Source organism: Maricaulis sp. ABE4_448 (assembly GCF_056160825.1).
Map to the genome: position 1 here is coordinate 850,587 of NZ_JBSWXX010000001.1, position 21,106 is coordinate 871,692.

The window sequence follows — 21,106 nt, forward strand, 5'->3', positions numbered from 1 at the left end:
CCAAAACGGGATGGAATGCCAAGGGCTTGGCCTTGCCTTCGCTCCGCGGCCCCCTAGACTTCGCGGCCAATGCTTTGGAGGGGATATGTCATGCGGGTTGATCGTTTCGGAGTGTCTGCGCTGGTTCTGGCTTTGGCCCTGACCTCAGCGCTGGGGGCGTGCGCGCCTGCCGGCGAGGAGCAAGCCGGAGCGCCGGCCGGAGAGGCGCCTGCTGCGGCGCCGGAGCCTGTCGCGGACAGCACCGCCACGCCGGCCTCGCCGGAGGGCAATGATTATCCCGTTTCGTCCGCGGCGCAGATCCATGACCGCATTTTTACCCTCGACACCCATGTCGATATCGGCGCGGGCTATGGCACTGACGCGCTCGATCCGGGTGAGCACACCCACGCCCAGGTCGACCTGCCGAAAATGCTCGAGGGCGGGCTCGATTCGGCGTTCTTCATTGTCTATGTCCGCCAGGGCGATCTGACCGAAGAGGGCTATGCCGCGGCGCGCGAGGCGGCCGAGGAGAAGTATCGCGGCATCTCGCGCATGCTGGCCAATGATCCCGACCGCATCGCCCTGGCGACCACTGCTGACGAGGCCGAAGAGATCGCCGCGTCCGGACGCCTGGTCGCCCTGATCGGTATGGAAAACGCCTATCCGCTGGGGCCGGGCATCGAGGGCGTGCCCCTGTGGGCCGGGCGCGGCGTGCGCTACATGTCGATCACCCATTTCGGCAATAACCAGTTCGGCGGCTCTTCCAATCCCGACACCGGGGCCGGCGAGCCGGCAGAGGATCCGGGCTTGAGCGATCTGGGCCGTGAACTGGTCGCCTCGCTGAACGATCACGGCATCATCATCGATGTCTCCCATGTCGGCAAACAGACCATGCTGGACGCCATCCAGCTGTCGCGGGCGCCGGTCATGGCCTCGCATTCCGGCGCCCGTGCCGTCTACGACAATGCCCGCAATCTGGACGATGAACAGCTGCGCGCGATCCGCGATAATGGCGGTGTGGCGCACATGGTCGCCTTCCGCCGCTATATCGGCGATGTGCCGCAGGCCGTGACCGACGGCCAGCGTGCCCTGGCCGCCGAGCTGGGTCTGGATACTGCCGAGGGCCGCGCCGCCGCCACGCCGGAAGTCATTGCCGCCTACCGCCAAGGTCTGGCCGCACTGCGTGCCGAGCATGGCGATGTCGATATTTCCGTGCTCGCCGATCATATCGACCACGCCGTCGAGATCGCCGGGATCGAGCATGTCGGCATCGCGTCCGACTTCGATGGCGGTGGCGGTGTCGGCGGCTGGGAAGATGCCAGCGAGACCGCGGCCGTGACCGAGGAACTCCTGCGCCGCGGCTACACGCCCGACGAGATCGAGATGATGTGGTCCGGCAATATCCTGCGCGTGATGCGGGTGGTCGAGGAGGCCGCGGCTGCGGCGGAGTAGGGCTCCCCTCTTCAGGGGAGGGCGTGTTGCCGGGCGGATGGCTAGTCTGGCCGCCGATGAAAGCCATGCTGAAACTTCTCCTGCCCGTCACGCTGCTGGCCGCCGTGATCATCGCGGTGCTGGTGCAGTCTGGGCAGGCACCGCGTCTCGCAGCGGGCATGGCGATGGGCGGACTGACAGGGGTCTGAGGGGATGAATCCAGCGATCGAGGCGGCCGTGCGGCCGGAACTGGCAGCGGGCGAAAAACTGTTGTGGACGGGGCGGCCGAATATCGTCCGGCTGGGCTGGCTGCGCGGCGGCAAGACGGCGCTCTTCGCCATTCCCTGGACCGCCTTCTCCATCCTGTGGACCGGCATTGCCTGGCTGTTCTCCGCCGGGCGCGAGGACAGCCAGCTCTTCTTCCGCGCGGCGATGGTGATCGGCCCGCTCTTCTTCCTGTTCGGCGTCTGGCTGTTCGTCTCCTCGCTGATCAAGGCCTTCGCCGTGCGCGGCACGCTCTATGCGCTCACCGACAAGCGGGCGATCGTGCTGACCGGTGGCGGCCGGTCGCGCAGTTTCGGCGCCGGCGATCTGGGCTCGCTGTTCCGGCGCGGCACCCGCCGCGGCGACATCATCTTCCGCGATGCCCTGCCGCGCGGCAGCGGCGATCCGGAAGAGCAGGCCGGCCATCTCACCGATTTCGGCTTCTTCGGCATCGCCGACCCGCGCGGTGTCGAACGCCTGATCCGCGAGCAGGTCGCCAAGGCCTGACCCGGTTGCCAAATCGGCCGCGCTTCTCCATCCTCGCCGTCAACAGTTCCAAGGGGTGTCCCGCCACAAGGGCGGGGCTGAGACTTCACCCTTAGGACCGGATCCGGGTCATGCCGGCGTCGGGATGGAGCAAGAGACGTGACGACCGCCCACACTCAGGCCGCCTTGCGCGGCGCGCTGGACTGCTTCGATGGCAAGGCTGTCAGCCTGTTGTCGGAGACGGCTGTGCGATGGTCTGATGCACCGGATTATCTCGACAGCCTGATCGCCCTGTGCGGCGACGATGCCCCCATGGTGGAGAGCGGCGCCAGCTGGCTGTTGCTCGACCATGCGCGCCAGGGCGGCCGGCTGACCGCGGGCCAGCTTGCCGCGCTGGGGACCCGGCTTGGCGGACTGCAGGACTGGTCGTGCGTGCTGCACGTGCTGCAGCTGCTGGAATACCAGCCCGTGCCGCCGGAGGCCGTTTCACCCTTCGCAGACCTGGCGCGGCAGTATCTCGATCATGACCGGCCCTTCCTGCGGGCCTGGTCGGTCAGCGCGCTGTGCCGCCTGGCCGCCCGCCACCCTCATCTTCTCGCCGAGGCCGAAGCTGCGCACCGCGCAGCGCTGGACGATCCGGCCGCCTCCGTTCGGGCCCGCGCGCGCAAGTGCGCCGTGCCTTCACCGTCAAACCAGCAAGAGACCGCCCCATGAACAAGCCCACCACCCAGTCCGAATTCGAGACTCCCAAGGTCACCACCGGGCCGCTGCCGGGCTCGCGCCGGGTCTATACCTCGCCGTCGACCGCGCCGGCGCTGAAAGTGCCGCATCGCGAGATCGACCTGCATCCCACGGCGAATGAGCCGCCGGTGCGCGTCTATGACACGTCCGGTCCCTATTCCGATCCCGATCACAAGCTGGATGTCGAACACGGCCTGCCGCGCCACCGCCTGGACTGGTATGCCGACCGCCAGGTCGAGACCTATGAAGGCCGCCCCCTCTCAGCCCTGGATAATGGCGGGGCGACCGGCAAATACCTCGCCCGCGAATTCCCGGTGCGCAACCAGCCGCTGCGCGCCCGCACCGAAGCGGCGCCGGTGGAAAGCGCCTCCTCGCCCTGCTCGATGGGCGAGGATACCAGCTGGGACAGTACGAAACGCGCGCCGCTCACCCAGTATGAATTCGCCCGCGCCGGCATCATCACGCCGGAAATGGTCTATGTCGCCGAGCGGGAGAATCTGGGCCGCAAGGCCGCGGTGGAAGGCGCTGCCGCACGCATCGCCGACGGCGAGAGCTTCGGCGCCTCCATCCCCGAACACGTCACGCCGGAATTCGTGCGGGACGAGATCGCCCGCGGCCGCGCCATCATCCCGGCAAACATCAACCACCCGGAACTCGAGCCGATGATTATCGGCCGCAACTTCCTCACCAAGATCAATGCCAATATCGGCAATTCCGCTGTTGCCTCCAGTGTCGAGGAAGAGGTGGAGAAAATGGTCTGGGCGATCCGCTGGGGCGCCGACACGGTGATGGACCTCTCCACCGGAAAGAATATCCACAACACGCGTGAATGGATCCTGCGCAATTCGCCCGTCCCGATCGGCACCGTGCCGATCTACCAGGCGCTGGAGAAGGTGAACGGCATTGCCGAGGACCTCACCTGGGAGGTGTTCCGCGACACGCTGATCGAGCAGGCCGAGCAGGGCGTCGACTATTTCACCATCCATGCCGGCGTGCGCCTGGCCTATGTGCCGCTCACGGCAGACCGCGTCACCGGCATCGTCTCGCGCGGCGGCTCGATCATGGCGAAATGGTGCCTGGCGCACCACAAGGAGAGCTTCCTCTACACGCATTTCGAGGACATCTGCGACATCATGCGCGCCTACGATGTCTCCTTCTCCCTGGGCGACGGGCTGCGTCCCGGCTCCATCGCCGACGCAAACGACCGCGCCCAGTTCGCCGAGCTGGAAACCCTGGGCGAGCTGACGAAGATCGCCTGGGCCAAGGGCTGCCAGGTGATGATCGAGGGGCCGGGCCATGTCGCCATGCACAAGATCAAGGCGAATATGGACAAGCAGCTGAAGGAGTGCCACGAGGCGCCCTTCTACACGCTCGGACCGCTCACCACCGATATCGCCCCGGGCTATGACCACATCACCTCTGGCATCGGCGCCGCGATGATCGGCTGGTTCGGCTGTGCCATGCTCTGCTATGTCACCCCGAAAGAGCATCTCGGCCTGCCCGACCGCGATGACGTGAAAGTGGGGGTGGTGACGTATAAAATTGCGGCGCACGCGGGGGATTTGGCCAAGGGCCACCCCGCCGCGAAGATCCGCGACGACGCCCTGTCACGCGCCCGGTTCGAGTTCCGCTGGGAAGACCAGTTCAACCTGGCGCTGGACCCGGAAACCGCCCGCGACTTCCACGACCAGACGCTTCCCAAGGAGGCCCACAAGGTGGCGCATTTCTGCTCCATGTGCGGCCCGAAATTCTGCTCGATGGAGATTACAAGGGAGATCCGGGATACGTTCGGGTCTGCGCGGGCGCCGAACCGGGCTGAGGCCGAAGCCGGGATGGCGGAGAAGGCCGAGGAGTTCAAGGCGCTGGGCGGGGAGATTTATTTGTCGGAGGACGGCAGCGTGCGGGAGCCGATTGATTGAGGGGGGTAAAACCCGCGAGTCAGTCCCTTAGTTGCAGGTTTTGGCTCGACCGAAGGTGGTTGATTGCTGCCCGAAACTCTGACAGCGTGTTGGCATAGTGGTTGGGTCGCACTAGTTTTCTTGAGGTGGGTCGTTGTTTTCTATTGCTTTTTTCAACAACAAAGGGGGCGTAGGCAAGACGACTCTCATTTGCAATCTTGCGGCGTACCTGTCTTTAAAGTTAGGCAAAAAAATTCTCGTTGTGGATGCCGATCCACAATGTAATGCCACTCAATTAATGCTGTCAGAAAATCGAGTTTTGGATATTTACGAGAACAAGAGTTCTTTTACTATCCACAGCATCATTCACCCATTGGCGATAGGCAAAGGTTATGCGGGCGAGATAGAGCCCATAACTATAAGGGATTTTGGCGTTGATCTTGTGCCAGGTGACCCTCGGCTCGCGCTCAAGGAAGACCTGCTGTCCACTGATTGGCAGTCAGCTATTTCAGGCGACATTCGAGGCTTAAGGACAACTTTTGTTTTTGCTGAGTTTCTGAAAAAATGCAGTGATTATGATCTTGTTCTTTTTGATGTTGGTCCTTCACTGGGGTCAATAAACCGCGCTGTATTGCTGGCGTGCGACTTCTTTTTAAGTCCTATGTCAATTGATATTTTTAGCGTAAAGGCGATAGAAAATATTTCTGTTGCTATAATGGAGTGGAAAAGCCGACTGGAAACGGGCTTAAAACACGCTGATAAAGAAATGATGGAAGACATCCCTAAGGTAAATAATTTTGATATCAAATTTCTTGGCTATGTCGCCCAGCAGTATAAGCAAAAAACCACAAGGGGCGAAAAAAGAGCTGTTGATGCATACGAAAAAATAATGAAACAAATTCCAAGAACTATAGAGCGATCTTTTGTTAAAAAATTTGATCAGGATAGAGTTGAGGTAGAGTACCGCATCGGATCAATTCCTAATCTGCACAGTCTGGTTCCGATGTCTCAATCGGCGCGCAAGCCAATATTTGAGCTTAAAGCGTCAGATGGTGTGAGGGGGGGGCACTTTAACCGAGTTCAGGAGGCCAGCGAGATATTTGGTCTCGTCGCGGATAACTTACAGTTCAATATCGAGCATTTGTCTGATGTCGATTGATTGGCCTGTTGATTTGGTGCGTGCGATTGCGAGGCGGCGTGCTGTAATTTTGATTGGGTCGGGAGTATCAGCAAACGCCAAAAATCAGCAAGGAGCCTCACCGCCGACATGGCGAGCGTTTCTTGAGGAGGCAAAGTCGGGTCTGAGCAAAACGACGCACATTGGCAAGGCGATTAAAGAGGGGCGGTATTTAGAAGCGTGTGACTTTCTCAAAACGGCGCATGGTGATGACAATTGGAAGCGCCTTGTCCGAGAAAGTTTTCAAACCCCCAATTATAGAGCTCAAGAAATTCATCAAGCAATTTTCGACCTTGATAGTCGTGTTGTTGCATCGCTAAATTTTGACCAAATATACGATAGGTACGCGATATCTCGGTCTCAGGGCACTTTTGTAATAAAGCGATATTGTGATGGAGATATTCGTCAAGTTGTGGCCGGTGAAGATAGATATTTGTTGAAACCGCACGGTTCTATTGATGATGCGGATAGAATGATATTCACGCTGAGTGATTATGCGGCTGCGCGTGTAGGTCATGCGCATTTCTATGAAACTTTGAACGCATTAATTCATACTCACACATTCCTGTGTTTAGGTTGCGGTTTGTCGGATCCTGATATGGCGTTGTTATTTGAAGACTATAGGTATAAGCACAACGAATCGCCACATTATATGACGCAACCAAGTCCTGTCTCTGGGCCAGAAAAGGACTTAATAAGAAATACTAGGGGGATAAATATTTTGACCTATTCACCGAAGGATCATCATAAGGCATTGACCGTTGGACTGCAGAACTTGGTTTCATTGGTGCGTCCGATGAGGGATGAAATTTCCGACGCGCAAAGTTGGTAGCATAACGACACGCTCATAGGTCCTATGTCTCCCCATAAACCCCATGCCGAGACCCAGCCGTATTGAATTCCCGCGGTCAAGGGCGGCGGAGCCGCCGCTTCGCGGTTCTCACCCTTGACCGCGGGAATTCAATACGGCCCCCTGCTGGCAAGGGCTTTATGGCTGGCTGCGCGCCGGGCGCGCGCTTCTTCACACACGCACCCGCTTTCCCCGGACCCGTCCCGGGGCCTCGTGAGCGTCGCGATTTCGCGATTTGGTGCCTGGACGGGTGAGGGCGGCGGGCCCCGGAACGGGGTCCGGGGGAAGTGGCGCTTTTTCCTTGAACATCACGGCGTGTCATCCCGGCCGGATGGCCTGCGGAGGCAGGCCGCAGGGCCGGGACCCATACGCGCCCGAGACAGCCGCAAGCAGGCTCGATATCCGCGACATCTGGATGAGCACCGGGCGTATGGGTCCCGGACTTGCGCCCCGCCGTCGCGGGGCATTCATCCGGGATGACAAGCTCACTCACCCCCGCCATCCCCCTTCGCGCGTCCCATCGCCAGGAAGATCAGCGTGGCGGTGATGCCGGCGCCGATGAGGCCGGCGACGGGCAGGAGTTCGGGGTCCCAGCCGGCGAAGGCCTGCATCAGGGCGAGCCCGGTCAGGACGGCGATCGAGGCCGCGGCTGCCAGGATGACGCGTTGCCAGGCGGCGGGGATGGATGCGGCGGGCGGGGTGGATGTCTCGGGCGTGGCCATGGCGGCGGGCTCCTCCGGTGTGTCGATCAGCTCCCGCAATTGCGCCGGGGAGAGGTCGAAACTGGCGGCCAGGGCGCGCACGGTTTCCAGGCTCGGGGTTTCGCCGCGCTCGGCCCGCTGGATCGTGCGGTCGCTCAGTCCGCTGATCGCGGCGAGCTGTTCCTGTGACCAGCCTTTCTCAAGACGCAGTGATTTCAGTCCCATCGGTCGAGCATTCCGTTCAATTGCGGCCTCGTCTTCTAGCCGCCGCGCCCCCTGTCGCCCACGACAGGCAGGCGACACGAAGGTGACAAGGACAGCCCGTCCAGGCAATGCGCCTTCTGTTTGTGGCCGGGAATGGCGCCCCTCAAGCCACCCGCACCTCGCGCACTTTCTCGCCCAGAATGCCATTGGCGCGAATCGCCTTGCCGCATTCGAAACTGCCCGCGCGGAAGGCGCGGCGCCTGCCCATCCTCCCAGACGCGGGGCGACGGGCGCCGGGCATGGCGATGAAGCCGGGGCCGGCCCACTTATCCCCACCCCCTCCGGGCCGTGCGATGCTGAGGCCGTTCTTTCTCAGTGCTGCACATCGAAAACGCGTCCGCTCGGGCGGAGGGAACCAATTCCGCCGCCGCGAATTTATTATGCATGCGCCGGCCTTCCCTGCCGGTCCCCCGGTTTCCGGCGCAGCAGCAGAGTACCGATCCCGGCGGCCGCCCGGCCGCTCATAAAGCCAGGAGGCGTACATGTCGGAAGAAATGCTGAAGCTGGCCATGCTGGCCGACAAGGTTGAACACGAAGACCAGCCCTGCCGCGCGGCGTCCGCGCCGGTCAGCCCGGTCGACACCTTTCTTTTCTGGACCGGACGCACGCCGGCCCAGCTCGCTGCCGCCGCCGAGGCCGAGCGCGAGGTCGAGCGCGTCTGATCCACACGCGTCTCACGAAGTCCCCCCCCGAAATCCCCCAAGGAAACGCCCGTGTCACTGGCTGTGGCACGGGCGTTGTCTTTATGGGGCATCTATCGGGCAGGTATGGAGCACCTATGGCTCCAGTGCGGCACCCTCGCGGCGCGGGTCTGCCCCGCCGGTCAGCGAGCCATCCTCCAGCCGTCGCACCGCGTGCAGGCCGGAGTTTTCCCCGCGATTGGCATCGATGCTGAAGCCCAGCTCGCGCAGCCCGTCCAGCACCTCTGCCGGCATCCCGTCCTCGATCCGCACCGTGTCGCCACGCGCCACGACATTGGGCAGGGCTACGGCGTCCTGCGGTGTCAGCCCCCAGTCCAGCATGCCGACCAGGCTTTTGGCGACATAGCCGATGATGGAGGAGCCGCCGGGCGAACCGGTGGCCAGTTCGAAATGGCCGTCGGCATCGAAGACGATGGTCGGCGACATGGAGGAGCGCGGCCGCTTGCCGCCATCCGGCGCATTCGGCACCAGGCGCCCGTCGGCATCACGCGGGTCGCGCGAGAAATCGGTCAGCTGGTTGTTGAGCAGGAAACCGCCGGCCATGCGATGGCTGCCGAAAATACTCTCCACCGTCGTGGTCATCGAGACGACATCGCCATCGCTGTCCACAATCACGAAATGGCTGGTCCCCGGCACGTCGGCCGTGGCATCGGCACCCGGCGCGTCGACGCCCTCGGGAATGCCCGGCACGGCCCGTTCGATCGCCGTATCCCGGTCGATCAGGGCCGAGCGGGTGGCGATATAATCCGTGTCCAGCAGGCCCTCGGAGGGCACGAAGACAAAGTCCGGATCGCCGATATAGGCGTCGCGGTCGGCATAGGCGAGGCGGCTCGCCTCGATGAAGCGGCGCCAGCCCTCCACCGTGTCCGGACCGGTCTCGCTCATATCATAGGGTTCCAGCAGGCCGAGGATCTCGTTGACCGACACCCCGCCCGAGGCCGGCGGCGGCATGCCGCAGACCGACCATTCCCGGTAATCCCGGCAGATCGCCTCGCGCCGCACCGGCGCGTAATTCGCCAGATCTTCCAGCGTCAGCGTGCCCGGGCGCGGCCCGGCCTGCACTGCGGCGACAATCTCCTCGGCGATGCGGCCGGTATAGAGATTGCGCCAGTCCTCGGCCAGCGCCCGCGTGGTCGCTGCATAGTCCGGATTGCGCAGCACATGGCCGACCGGCAGGGCCTCGCCTTCATCGGTGAAGAAGTAGTTCCGGGTGGCTTCCCACTCGTCCAGCGGCGTACGCGAGGCAACGCCGGCGATCAGCCTGTGCAGGCGCGGGGAGACCTCGAACCCGTTCTCGGCCAGATCCGTTGCCGCGGTAAAACCCTCGGCCCAGTCCAGCGTGCCGTGGTCGCCATGGGCCATGGCCAGCATCGCCACTGCGCCCGGCGCGCCGACCGAATGGCCCGAGAAGACCGCGTCGAAAAAGCCCAGCGGCTCGCCGGTCTCCGGATCGATGAAGAGATCGGGCCCGGCGGCGGCCGGCGCCTTTTCGCGGCCGTCATAGGCGCTCAGCTGGCCGGTCTGGGCGTCGTAATAGAGCATGAAGGCACCACCGCCCAGGCCCGAGCTTTGCGGCTCGACCAGGCCCAGAACCGCCTGGACGGCGATCGCCGCATCCACCGCATCGCCGCCATTGCGCAGCGCTTGCAGTCCGGCTTCCACGGCCAGCGGATTGGCTGCAGCCACCATGGCCGGTCCTTCAGCAGGCGCTTGCGCGGTGCTGTCCGGGGCCGGGGCCGGGGCAGGTGCAGCCGGTCCGGCGTCCTGTCCCGACTGGGAGCAGGCGGCCAGCAGCAGGCTGACTGTGATGGCAGTGGTGGTCTGGACGATACGCAACATGTGACTTGCCCCTCATTCTCTTCCGGTCACGATAGACACAGCGTTTGCAACAGGTAAGAGGCCAAACATGGCGATGCCAGGAAAAACCAACAGTTTGACAGATGTTTCCGGCATTGCCGTCGGCCAGGCCGAGGCCGCAGGCGCAAAGACCGGCGTCACTGTCATCCTGCCGGACAGCCGGGCTGTCTGCGCCGTCGATGTCCGTGGTGGCGGTCCCGGTACGCGTGAAACCGACGCGCTGGACGCCCATACGCTGGTCGATGCCGTCGATGCGGTGGTGCTGTCCGGCGGCTCATCCTACGGCCTTGCCGCGGCGGACGGTGTGGCGGCGGAGCTCGGCGCGTCCGGCCGCGGCTTTGCCCTGTTCGACATGCCCGGCGTTCCGCGCTCGCCGGTCGTGCCCTCGGCCATCCTCTACGATCTCGCCAATGGCGGCGACAAGGCCTGGGGCGCCAGCCCGCCCTATCGCGATCTCGGCCGCGATGCCCTGGCCGCGGTCTCGTCCGGACCGGTCGCCCTGGGCCGCGCCGGTGCCGGTTTCGGGGCGATGGCCGGCACGCATCCCGGCGGCACCGGCACAGCCAGCCTGGTGACGGGCGAGGGCTATACCGTCGGCGCCCTGGTCTGCGTCAACGCTTTCGGCTCGGTGACCATGCCGGGGCTGGACGATGTCTACTGGGCCTGGCCTCATGAAATCGACGGCGAGTTCGGCGGCGCCCGCCCGCCGGCCGGCTGGCAGGCCTCCCCGGCCGACTGGGGTGCGGCCAAGGTCAATCCCGGCGTGCGCGAAAACACGACCATCGCCGTCGTGGCGACCGATGCCGCCCTCTCGCCCGCCCAGGCCCGGCGCCTGGCCATCATGGCCCAGGACGGGCTGGCCCGCGCGATCCGGCCGGTGCACACGCCCTTTGACGGCGATGTGGTGTTTGCCCTGTCCACCTCGGCCCGCCCGCTGCCGGAGAGCGGTGCCGAGCTGGCCCTTGCGGCGCTGGGATCGGCCTGTGCCGACACGCTGGCCCGGGCCGTGGCACGCGGTGTCCACGCCGCCCGCTCACAGGCGGTATGACGCCGCTGCACACGGGTGTGCATTTGCCGCTTTGCAGGACTTGCATTCGGTGAAAGCCGCGGCTAGTTTCCGCGCCTCTTCGGGGCTCGCCCCCGACAGACGGCCTGCACCGGTAGCTCAGCTGGATAGAGCACCAGACTACGAATCTGGGGGTCGGGAGTTCGAATCTTCCCCGGTGCGCCATTTTTTCCTTTGTTCCCGCTCCGCTCGACCCGAGCCTGTCGCTGACTTCGGTGATGGGGTCGATGCTCACATGGAACGCGCTCAAGGCTGCAGGGTTTGAACCTGATCTCGCGAGGCGCGCCATTTCCCCGATCTCACGACGACGCCCACGGTAAGGTCCGCGATCGCGCTTGCAAAAACCGCGGGTTCGATCCGCACCCGCGCCTCTCGTCGCGCCCGGGCCGTCGTTCGTCGCAGGTTGACGCGTTTGCCGCAACGTCCCGTTGCCTGTCTCAAAGCGTTGGAAGTCACCGGCCGGGTTTGGTTTTTTCAATCTCGACAGCCGGGGGCGGCGCCGATCCAGGCGCCACGCTTGGCCGACCATGTTCGTTGCGGTGTTTATAAGGTCTGTATCCCTCCGAGTAGGCGCCAACGAAGAAGGGGGTTTTAGCCCCCGGATCTATGCGGCAGTGCTCACGACACTGCCGCATTCTTTTTTGGACGATGTTCGTTTTTGCTGCGGCTGTGAAAACAGCGTCGCGCAAGCTGCGGTCCGCACAATCCTGTCATAGCGCGTGCAGCCCTGCAGGGGCGGCTTCCGCTATGCCTTGAGCCCTGTTCGGGCGAATAAAATATGCCCTAACAGCAGGTTACCGCCGGAGGTCCGGAAAGGAAGGTTTAACCGTCTCGGTCGCTACTCGTTCGTGAACGCAGCCCGCTCACGCCGGTGTCCCGGACCGGCCCCACGCGTGGCGATGAACATGTTGCGAGAAGAAGGGGGCATAGCTCCGATGCTGACCAGTCTGAACCGTCTTTCCCTCAAGGCCCGCCTGTCGCTGCTCGCGGTGGCCTCCGTCGCGCTCATGCTGGTCTATGTCGGCGCGAACGGCGTTGTCCGAAGCGCCATGGCGAAGGCTGAAGCTGAAGCCGAGCAGGCGACGCTGACCCTGATCGCCGCCAATAATGTAGAGAAGGATCTCACCTCCCTTCTGCGCGATACCTATCTGATGACCGCGACACCGACCGCCGAACGCATCGAGGCGGCCCGCGGCAATCTCACCGATTTCGGGATATCGCTGTCGGACGCCGAGACTGTGGTTACCGACGCCGCCTATGCGGCGACCCTGTCGGAAATCCGTGCAGACTATGGCGATCTGGAAATGCTGATGAATGACCGCATGTCGCGCATCGCCGGAATGAGCGAGAGCGATTTGCAGGGCTTCATTGACCGGCTCGCCGTGTTCGACGATGCCATGGACACCGCGATCGAGAGCGTCCGCGACGGTGCCTGGGGCGATCTCGAGTCGGCCTGGGCGCGCCGTGATCGCATGGCGCAAGTCTCCTTCTGGGTGGCCGTGATTGCGGTGTTGCTGACGGCAGGCGGTCTCTATGGCCTGACCCAGGTGATCGGCGGCACCATCCGTGCGTCCGTGTCCCGGGTTCAGGACGTCGTCGGAGGTCTGGCCCGCGGTGAACGCGGTATCGAGGTTCCGGGCACTGAGCGGACCGACGAGTTCGGCAATCTCGCCCGGGCGCTGGACACGCTGCAGGGTGCGCTGACTTCTGCCGACGAAATGCGCGAGCGTGAAACGGTCGAGTCCCGCGCCAAGGCGGAACGTGCGGCGTGTACGGAAGAAGCCGTGGCCCGTTTCGAACAGGCCTCCACTGCACTCCTGGCGAGCGTGATGGAAGCGTCCGAACAGCTCTCCGCATCCGCGACCCAGATGCAGGCAACCTCCGGCGAGGCGGCTACCGTCTCCGGATCGGCCCGCGATGCGGCCAGCAACGCCGCCTCGAGCGTGCAGGCCGTGGCCGCGGCCTCGGAAGAACTCGCGGCCTCGATTGCAGAAGTCTCGACCCAGGTCACCAAGACGAGCGAGCTGTCGCAGGTGGCTGGCCAGGAAACCAGCGCCAGCGCCGAAGGCATCCAGGAGCTGGCGGAATCGGCCCAGGCGATCGGCGCCATTGTCGACCTGATCGACACGATCGCCAGCCAGACCAACCTGCTGGCGCTCAACGCCACCATCGAGGCGGCGCGTGCCGGCGAGGCCGGTCGCGGTTTCGCGGTCGTGGCGTCGGAAGTAAAGGCGCTGGCCGAGCAGACGACCACAGCCACGCAGCAGATCGCCGAGCGGATCTCCAAGATCCAGTCCTCCACGGAAGCCTGTTCGCTGTCGGCGTCCAAGGCTCTGGATGCGGTGTCGCAGCTGGGCGAGCTGGCCGTGGCCTCGGCCTCGGCGATCGAGCAGCAGCGTGTCGCAACCTCGGAGATCGCCCAGTCAGCCCAGAAGGCCCAGGACGGCACCACGCACGCCGCCTCCAATGTGGACCGCGTGGCCGAGTTCACCCGCCAGACCGATCAGGTTTCCAAGTCCGTGCTCAGCGCGTCCGAGGAAATGTCTGGCCGTTACACCGCCTGGAAGACCGACTTCGAAGCCTTCCTCGAGAATATTCGCGCGGCGTAGGGCTGCAGCAGGAGATGACCCCATGAAGACCATGACCGTTTCGTTTGCGGCCGCGCTGTTCGTTGGTGCTGCTGCAACGCCGCTCGCTGTGGCCGATGACAGCCTGCCGGGCGATATCCTCGTCGACATGCGTATGCGCTACGAAAATGTGGCCCAGGACGGCAAGCTCGGCGCCGACGCCATTACCCTGCGCACCCGCCTCGGCTGGACGTCGCCGGAATGGAATGGTTTCACCTTCCTCGGTGAAGTCGAGAACGTCACGGACGTCGATGGCGATGACGACTATAATTCCGGCCTTAACGGGCTGGGCCAGTATGCCGGCATCAAGGATGGCGGGTTCACCGAGCTCAACCGTCTGCAGGTGGCTTTTTCGCCGTTCGAGAATGTCTCCGTGACGGTGGGCCGGCAGTATCTGCAGTTCGACGACGGCCAGTTCGTCGCCTCTGCCGGTCACCGTCAGGACAAGAACTCGCATGACGCGATCCAGTTCGGCTGGGCGCATGGCGCGTTCGACGCCAGCTATGTCTACCACGACCGCATCAATCGCGGCCCCGGCGATGATTCAGACTGGCAGAGTGACAGCCATCTCTTCCATGTTGGCTACGCGATCAATGATGCGCTCGACGTCTCGGGTTTCGCCTATTTCATCGACATCACGTCGGCCGGCGGGCGCGATCGCTCGAACACGACGCTCGGCGGCCGTCTGGCCGGAGAGCGCAGCTATGGCGATCTGGGTGTCGAATACGCCGTCATGTACGCCCACCAGAGCGACTATGGCTCGGCGACAATCGACTTCAATCTGGCTTATTTCGCCGGCGATCTCGCCTTCAGCTATGGCGGCGCTGAACTGGCGCTCGGCTATGATGTGATCGAGGGCAATGGCTCGACCGGCTTTGCCAATCCGCTCGGCAAGAACCATGGCGTTCTGGGCTGGGCCGATGTGTTCTCCGGCGGTGGCCGTCAGGGCACGGTCGACGGCGTCGAGGACTTCAACATCATGCTGTCCTGGGGCCGCGAATGGGAGGCGGGCTTCATCCGCGGCCTGTCCACCGGTGTGCGCCATCACGAATTCGAGGCCGAGCGCACGGGGGCCGACCTCGGCAGCGAATGGGACGCTTTCGTCGAATTTGACCTGCCGCAGGGCCTCTCTCTCGCCCTGGAAATGGCGGATTATGACGGGCCGGGCGTTGCACCGGCGCCGGCCGATGTGTCCAAGACCTGGGTCGTTCTGAGCTACCGCCGCTAGCGCGTGATCAGGTGAAGTGGGAATCGGTTCACCGGTTCGATCACGCGACCGCTCAAGTCGAGCGTGATCAGGTGAAGTGGGCACCGGTTCACCGGTTCGATCACGCGCCCGTCAAGGTTTCGCGAGCAGAACCGTTTCTGCTCGCGGCGGAGTGCATCGGGCACAGAAAAAGGGGCATCGCGGTTTCGCGGTGCCCCTTTTTTGTTGTCAGCGGCCGCCTGCGTCAGGCGCCGGCGCGCTCCAGCTGATGCGTGTCCTGCAGCGTTTTCAGCTTTTCGGAAATGGCCTCGAGGATCTTCCAGTCGGCATCGTCATCGGTGACTTCATAAAGATCGCCCTCGACAATGGCCGAAGCCGTGTTCTCGCCCGGACCGGTATCATTACCGGAGATTTCCGACAGTAGCGGCGCGCTGCCGGTGAGGGCGACGACCGGCTTGCCGGCATCGCCGAAACGCTTGGCGAGCTTGGTTGCACTGGGTGCCAGCTTGGCAGCCCCTTCCATCAGCACCAGGGCGTCATACGCGTTCGGCTCGATGTTCTCCGTCGTTTCGGCGACCGCGAAATTGATCTCGGCGGAGCCATTGTAACCGCGCAGCAGGGCGTGCTGGTCCGAGACCAGGACGGCGCGGCGGTTGTGGCGCTGCAGTGCTTCGGATGTGGTCTGCAGCTGGCGGACATTGACGGATTCAGCGACGAAAGCGGCGACCCTGCGCGGGCGATGGGAATGTCTCATATAGTTTATCGTACTCCGTTTACAGAAAATGGGGCGTGAAGGTCACGCAGAAGTCAATTTGTCGATAGGGATAGTCTTTTTGCACCGATAATCAAGGTCGCACGGTGCGCATAAAATAGAATCCAGCCGTAATGGAACCTTTTTCGTTTGAAAAGAGTTGTGACGACAGGCCGCGTATTATGCGCTGACTTGGCGATTGCTCTCGACTGCGCAGAACGGGGCCTGCAATGCAGATTTAATACAGGGGGTAATATAGCATGTGCGGGATCGCCGGCGACTTGTCGTTCCAGAACTCTCCTTCTGACTCCCAAGCACTCGAGCGGATGAGTTGGGCCATGCGCCGGCGCGGGCCGGATGGCGGCGGTATGGTCATTCGCGACGGGGTCGGTCTGGCCCATCGGCGCCTGAAGATCATCGACCTCACCGAAGCCGGTGCCCAGCCCATGCATGATGCCCAGCTGGGCCTGACGCTCGCCTTCAATGGCTGCATCTACAATCACCGCGAACTGCGCGCCGAACTGGAAGCCAAGGGCTATCGCTTCTTCTCCACCAGCGACAGCGAAGTGATCCTGAAGGGGTATCACGCCTGGGGGCTGGATGTAGCGAAACGCCTCTCCGGCATGTTCGCCTTTGCCATTGCCGAGCGCGACAGCGGCAAGGTCGTGCTCGGGCGCGACCGTCTGGGCATCAAGCCGCTCTACCTGTCCGAAACGCCGGGCCGGCTGCGTTTCGCCTCAAGTCTGCCGGCTCTGCTGGCCGCCGGCGATGTGGAGCGCGAGCTCGACCCGGTCGCCCTGCATCAGTATTTCAGCTTTCATGCCGTCGTGCCGTCGCCGCGCACCCTGTTCAAGGGCGTGCGCAAATTGCCGCCGGCCACGCTGATGGAGATCGACCGCGACGGCACGCGCCGCGAGCACCGCTACTGGTCCTGTCCCTACGACATGCGCGAGGAAGAGCGCGGGCTCGATGCCGATGGCTGGCGCGAGCGGATTGCCGAAGCCCTGCGCGGGGCGGTGAAGCGGCGCATGGTCGCCGACGTGCCGATCGGCGTCCTCCTGTCCGGCGGGCTCGACAGCTCGCTGATCGTGGCCCTGCTGGCCGAAGCCGGCGTGAAGGATCTCAACACCTTCTCCATCGGCTTCGAGAGCGTGAATGGCGAGGCCGGTGACGAGTTCCACTATTCCGATATCGTCGCCAAGCATTTCGGCACGCAACACCACAAGATCGAGATCCCGGCCTCGCGCGCCCTGCGGGCTCTGCCGGAGGTTATTGCCTCCATGTCCGAACCGATGACCAGCCATGACTGCGTCGGTTTCTTTCTCCTGTCCGAGGAAGTGTCCCGCCATGTGAAAGTGGTCCAGTCCGGCCAGGGCGCGGACGAGGCTTTCGCGGGATATCACTGGTACCCGCCCATGGCCGGTGCCAACGACGCCTTCGGCACTTATCGCGACGCCTTTTTCGATCGCTCCCATGACGAGATGGCCGAATTGCTGCAGCCCTCCTGGATGGGCGGCGATCATGCCGGCGATTATGTCCGCGACCATTTCCAGACGCCGGGCGCGGCTTCGCCGCTCGACAAGGCCCTGCGGCTGGACACCCATGTCATGCTGGTCGACGATCCGGTGAAGCGGGTCGACAATATGACCATGGCCTGGGGGCTGGAGGCGCGCGTGCCCTTCCTCGATCACGAGGTGATCGAGCTGGCGGCCCGCTGTCCCGCCGGGCTGCATCTCGAGCAGGAGGGCAAGGGCGTGCTCAAGCATCTGGCCCGCCAGGTCCTGCCGCACGCGGTCATCGACCGGCCGAAAGGGTATTTCCCCGTCCCGGCCCTGAAATACCTGCAGGGCGATTTCCTCGACATGGTGCGCGATGCGGTGCGCAGCCGGTCCTTCCGGGATCGCGGCATCGTGCAGGAGACCTATGTCGATCATCTGCTGAAGGACCCCGAAGCGCACATCACCAAGCTGCGCGGTTCCAAACTCTGGCAGATCGGCGTGCTGGCATTGTGGCTACAGACCCATGATGCACCGGTGAAGCCCGCACGGACCGAGGTGGCCGCATGACGCGGACGGGGACCCGACCGCCGGCCGGGGCGATTTCGCACCGGTTGCGGCGCAAGCGTGAACAGGCCCTGCTGCCGGCCGACGAGGCCATCCCGCCCACCGAAGGCGAGGGCGAGGCGATTGTCAGTGACGCGGCGATCGATTGCGGCTGGGGCCAATTGCTGTTTGCCCATACTTTCCGCGACCAGAACACGCTGATCGACCGTTTGCTTGCGGAAAAGCCGGACCGGCGCGATATCGCCTTCTATGTGCGCGATCCGCACGTCCTGCTGGCGCTGGCGCCGCAGGAGATTTTCCTCGACCCGTCACACACCTACCGGCTGGAACTGCCCACCTATCGCGATGCCGGCGATCCGCCGCGCGGTTTCCAGGTGCGGCGCATGGCAACCCGGTCGGATGCCGATGCGGTGAACCGTATCTACGCGGCTTGCGGCATGGTCTCGGTCGATCCGGAGTTTTTCTGGCAGCACCGCGACAGCCGCGAGATCGTTTATTTCGTCGCTGTCGACGAGGCGAGCGGCGAGATCATCGGCTCGGTGACGGGGATCGATCACGCCCGCCTGTTCAACGACCCGGAATGCGGTGCCTCGCTGTGGTGCCTGGCGGTCGATCCGCGTGCCAATCACGCGAAGGTCGGCGAAGCGCTGACCCGGCATCTGATCGCGCATTTTTCGGCGCGCGGCTCGCGTCATGTCGACCTGTCGGTGATCCACGACAATGAGTCCGCAATCCGCCTCTACGAACGCCTCGGCTTCGAGCGCACGCCCTTCTTCACGGTCAAGCGCAAGAACCCGATCAATGAAAAGCTCTTCACCGGCGGCAAGTCGCTGGAAGACGGGCTCAACCCCTATGCCGAGATTATCGTCGCCGAGGCCCGCCGCCGGGGCATCGCGGTGGATGTGCTCGACGCAGACGGCGGGTTCTTCCGTCTGACTTTCGGCGGCCAGTCGGTCGTGTGCCGGGAATCCCTGACCGAACGCACCTCGGCCATCGCGATGAGCCGGTGCGACGACAAGGCCGTGACGCGCCGCCTGATGACCGAGATCGGCCTGGACGTGGCCGAAGCGGTTGACGGTAATGATGCCGACGCGGCGCAGGCGTTGCTCGCGAGGGCCGGGTCCGTCGTCGTAAAGCCGGCGCGCGGTGAGCAGGGCAGGGGCGTGGCCGTCGATATCCGCGACAGCGACAGCCTGGACGCCGCCATTGCCAATGCCCGCAATTACTGTCCCGACGTGCTGGTGGAAACCTATGTGCCCGGCGACGACCTGCGCGTGATCGTGATCGACCGGGCCGTGGTTGCCGCTGCCCTGCGCAAACGGCCGGTCGTGGCCGGCGATGGGCGCAAGACCGTGCGCGAACTGGTCGAGGGGCTCAGCCGCCGGCGGGCGGCTGCGACCGGCGGCGAAGCGCGCATTCCGCTGGATGCCGAGACCGGGCGCTGCATCGCAGCCGCCGGCTATGGCTGGGACGATGTCCTGCCGTCCGGCGAAACGCTGGAAGTGCGTCTGACCGCCAATCTCCACACCGGCGGCACGCTGCACGATGTGACCGACCTGCTTCACCCGCAGATCGTCGAGGCCTCGATCGCGGCTGCCAAGGCGCTGGATATTCCGGTCGTCGGGCTCGACTTCATCGTTAAGGCGCCGGTGCTGGACGAGTTCGTTTTCATCGAGGCGAACGAACGTCCGGGACTGGCCAATCACGAACCTCAGCCCGTGGTGGAGCGTTTTCTCGACCTGCTTTTCCCGCGCTCCGCCCGTATCGAAAACCTCCGTCCGGGAGCTGACCGTGTCCGAGCTTGAAATCGACGAAACCTATCTGCGCGAAACCCTCAAGACGCTGCTCACCATCCCCAGTCCGAGCGGCTATACCGACAAGATTGCCCGCTGGTGCTGCGAGGAGCTGGAGCGGTTGGGGGTCGAGTATGAGCTGACCCGGCGCGGCGCGATCCGCTCCCGCTTGGCCGGGCGCGAGGAACAGCCGGCCCGCGCCATCATCTCCCATGTCGACACGCTGGGCGCCCAGGTCTCCTACATCAAGGATAATGGCCGCCTGTCGCTGGCACCGATCGGGCACTGGTCGGCCCGTTTTGCCGAGGGTGCGCGCTGTACCCTGTTCACCGAGCATGGCAGCTATCGCGGCTCCATTCTGCCGCTGAAGGCCTCGGGCCATGTTTACAACAAGGAGATCGACACCCAGCCGGTCGCCTGGTCACAGGTCGAACTGCGTATCGACGCGCCGGTGCATAATGACATCGATGCGGCCGCGATCGGTGTGGCCTCCGTCAGCATGAATTCGCTGGGGATTTCCGTCGGCGACTTCGTGGCGATCGACCCCTGTCCGGAGTTTCTGGGCAATGGCTTCATCGTTTCGCGCCATCTGGACGACAAGGGCGGGGTCGCCGCCATGTTCGCTGTCCTGAAGGCGCTCAAGGAAAGCGGGGCCGAACTGCCGGTCGACACGCTTTTCCTGTTCTCGATCTCCGAAGAGGTCGGTGTCGGCGCGTCCTCCATCCTGACCCACGACGTGGCCTCGATGGTGGCGGTCGATAATGGCGCCGTCGCGCCCGGCCAGAATTCCAAGGAGACCGGCGTTACCATCGGCATGGCCGACATGACCGGTCCGTTCGACTATCATCTCACGACCAAGCTGATCCATCTCGCCAGAGACCGGCAGATCCCCTTCCAGCGCGACGTGTTCCGCTATTACCGCTCTGACGCGGCGTCGGCTATCGAGGGCGGGGCGGATGTGCGTACGGCGCTGGTGACGTTCGGCATCGACGCATCGCACGGCTATGAACGCGTGCACGAGAACGCACTCATTTCGGTCGCGCGCCTGTTGAAGGCCTATGCGCTGAGCGCCGTCGAGATCGAGCGCGATGCCGAGCCGTCAGGCGATCTGGAAGGGTTCACCGACCAGCCCACCGAGCCGGCTGAAGCGGGCGAATAGGACCCGGCATTTTCAGCAAAAGTGGGAACCGGCTTTGCGGTTCGAAAATGCGACCACAGAAGAGCCAGGGCCATTTCATCGATGCTGAGGT

17 protein-coding genes, 1 tRNA gene and 1 riboswitch are annotated in these 21,106 nt (G+C 63.9%); of the genes, 15 read left to right on the forward strand and 3 right to left on the reverse strand.

Going from position 1 to position 21,106, the window contains the following annotated elements:
• Window positions 1–90 precede the first annotated feature (90 nt).
• The 7 genes from ACXAJV_RS04095 (at window position 91) to ACXAJV_RS04125 (ending at window position 6,808) form a co-directional block, all read left to right on the forward strand.
• The gene (locus ACXAJV_RS04095) at window positions 91–1,431 is read left to right on the forward strand and encodes a dipeptidase (protein WP_475082232.1); all 1,341 of its coding nucleotides are present in this window, start codon (window positions 91–93) and stop codon (window positions 1,429–1,431) included.
• A gap of 65 nt (window positions 1,432–1,496) precedes the next feature.
• The gene (locus ACXAJV_RS04100; protein ID WP_475082235.1) at window positions 1,497–1,619 is read left to right on the forward strand and encodes a hypothetical protein; all 123 of its coding nucleotides are present in this window, start codon (window positions 1,497–1,499) and stop codon (window positions 1,617–1,619) included.
• 4 nt (window positions 1,620–1,623) lie between these two features.
• Window positions 1,624–2,181: a hypothetical protein gene (locus ACXAJV_RS04105; protein WP_475082237.1), complete on the forward strand. Its 558-nt coding sequence runs from the start codon at window positions 1,624–1,626 to the stop codon at window positions 2,179–2,181.
• A gap of 41 nt (window positions 2,182–2,222) precedes the next feature.
• A riboswitch (TPP riboswitch) is annotated at window positions 2,223–2,323 on the forward strand.
• Window positions 2,320–2,874 carry a hypothetical protein gene (locus ACXAJV_RS04110; RefSeq protein WP_475082240.1) on the forward strand — a complete coding sequence of 185 codons (555 nt, stop codon included), beginning with the start codon at window positions 2,320–2,322 and terminating at the stop codon, window positions 2,872–2,874. It overlaps the preceding riboswitch by 4 nt.
• Window positions 2,871–4,820: a phosphomethylpyrimidine synthase ThiC gene (gene thiC, locus ACXAJV_RS04115; RefSeq protein WP_475082242.1), complete on the forward strand. Its 1,950-nt coding sequence runs from the start codon at window positions 2,871–2,873 to the stop codon at window positions 4,818–4,820. Before ACXAJV_RS04110 ends, thiC begins: the two co-directional genes overlap by 4 nt.
• Before the next feature lie 133 nt (window positions 4,821–4,953).
• The gene (locus ACXAJV_RS04120; RefSeq protein WP_475082244.1) at window positions 4,954–5,958 is read left to right on the forward strand and encodes a ParA family protein; all 1,005 of its coding nucleotides are present in this window, start codon (window positions 4,954–4,956) and stop codon (window positions 5,956–5,958) included.
• Complete coding sequence (locus tag ACXAJV_RS04125; RefSeq protein WP_475082247.1) at window positions 5,948–6,808, forward strand: SIR2 family protein; 861 nt, start codon at window positions 5,948–5,950, stop codon at window positions 6,806–6,808. The genes ACXAJV_RS04120 and ACXAJV_RS04125 overlap by 11 nt, the downstream gene beginning before the upstream one ends.
• Before the next feature lie 503 nt (window positions 6,809–7,311).
• On the opposite strand, the gene ACXAJV_RS04130 is transcribed toward ACXAJV_RS04125, so the two are convergent.
• Complete coding sequence (locus ACXAJV_RS04130) at window positions 7,312–7,752, reverse strand: helix-turn-helix domain-containing protein (protein ID WP_475082250.1); 441 nt, start codon at window positions 7,750–7,752, stop codon at window positions 7,312–7,314.
• A 521-nt stretch (window positions 7,753–8,273) separates the two neighbouring features.
• Here ACXAJV_RS04130 and ACXAJV_RS04135 point away from each other — a divergent pair.
• Window positions 8,274–8,453 carry a hypothetical protein gene (locus tag ACXAJV_RS04135; RefSeq protein WP_475082253.1) on the forward strand — a complete coding sequence of 60 codons (180 nt, stop codon included), beginning with the start codon at window positions 8,274–8,276 and terminating at the stop codon, window positions 8,451–8,453.
• Between the two features lie 114 nt (window positions 8,454–8,567).
• On the opposite strand, the gene ggt is transcribed toward ACXAJV_RS04135, so the two are convergent.
• Window positions 8,568–10,331 (reverse strand): gamma-glutamyltransferase, encoded by a 1,764-nt coding sequence (gene ggt, locus ACXAJV_RS04140; protein WP_475082255.1) that lies wholly within the window; start codon window positions 10,329–10,331, stop codon window positions 8,568–8,570.
• 67 nt (window positions 10,332–10,398) lie between these two features.
• Between ggt and ACXAJV_RS04145 the strand changes: the two genes are divergently transcribed.
• From ACXAJV_RS04145 to ACXAJV_RS04160, 4 genes are all read left to right on the forward strand, one after another.
• Window positions 10,399–11,397 (forward strand): P1 family peptidase, encoded by a 999-nt coding sequence (locus ACXAJV_RS04145; RefSeq protein ID WP_475082257.1) that lies wholly within the window; start codon window positions 10,399–10,401, stop codon window positions 11,395–11,397.
• A 106-nt stretch (window positions 11,398–11,503) separates the two neighbouring features.
• Window positions 11,504–11,580, forward strand: a tRNA-Arg gene (locus tag ACXAJV_RS04150).
• Window positions 11,581–12,350: 770 nt separating this feature from the next.
• Window positions 12,351–14,024: a methyl-accepting chemotaxis protein gene (locus ACXAJV_RS04155; protein WP_475082259.1), complete on the forward strand. Its 1,674-nt coding sequence runs from the start codon at window positions 12,351–12,353 to the stop codon at window positions 14,022–14,024.
• 22 nt (window positions 14,025–14,046) lie between these two features.
• Entirely contained in the window at window positions 14,047–15,270 is a 1,224-nt protein-coding gene (locus ACXAJV_RS04160; RefSeq protein ID WP_475082262.1) for an alginate export family protein, read from the forward strand.
• A 223-nt stretch (window positions 15,271–15,493) separates the two neighbouring features.
• Here ACXAJV_RS04160 and ACXAJV_RS04165 read toward each other — a convergent pair whose 3' ends face one another.
• Entirely contained in the window at window positions 15,494–16,003 is a 510-nt protein-coding gene (locus ACXAJV_RS04165) for a DJ-1/PfpI family protein (RefSeq protein ID WP_475082265.1), read from the reverse strand.
• Window positions 16,004–16,260: 257 nt separating this feature from the next.
• Between ACXAJV_RS04165 and ACXAJV_RS04170 the strand changes: the two genes are divergently transcribed.
• The 3 genes from ACXAJV_RS04170 to ACXAJV_RS04180 are packed head-to-tail and all read left to right on the forward strand — an operon-like array spanning window position 16,261 to window position 21,015.
• Window positions 16,261–18,066 (forward strand): N-acetylglutaminylglutamine amidotransferase, encoded by a 1,806-nt coding sequence (locus ACXAJV_RS04170; RefSeq protein ID WP_475082268.1) that lies wholly within the window; start codon window positions 16,261–16,263, stop codon window positions 18,064–18,066.
• On the forward strand, window positions 18,063–19,868 hold the full coding sequence (gene ngg / locus ACXAJV_RS04175) for an N-acetylglutaminylglutamine synthetase (RefSeq protein ID WP_475082270.1): 1,806 nt from the start codon (window positions 18,063–18,065) through the stop codon (window positions 19,866–19,868). Before ACXAJV_RS04170 ends, ngg begins: the two co-directional genes overlap by 4 nt.
• Window positions 19,855–21,015 carry an osmoprotectant NAGGN system M42 family peptidase gene (locus ACXAJV_RS04180; RefSeq protein WP_475082272.1) on the forward strand — a complete coding sequence of 387 codons (1,161 nt, stop codon included), beginning with the start codon at window positions 19,855–19,857 and terminating at the stop codon, window positions 21,013–21,015. The genes ngg and ACXAJV_RS04180 overlap by 14 nt, the downstream gene beginning before the upstream one ends.
• The last annotated feature ends 91 nt before the right edge of the window (window positions 21,016–21,106 follow it).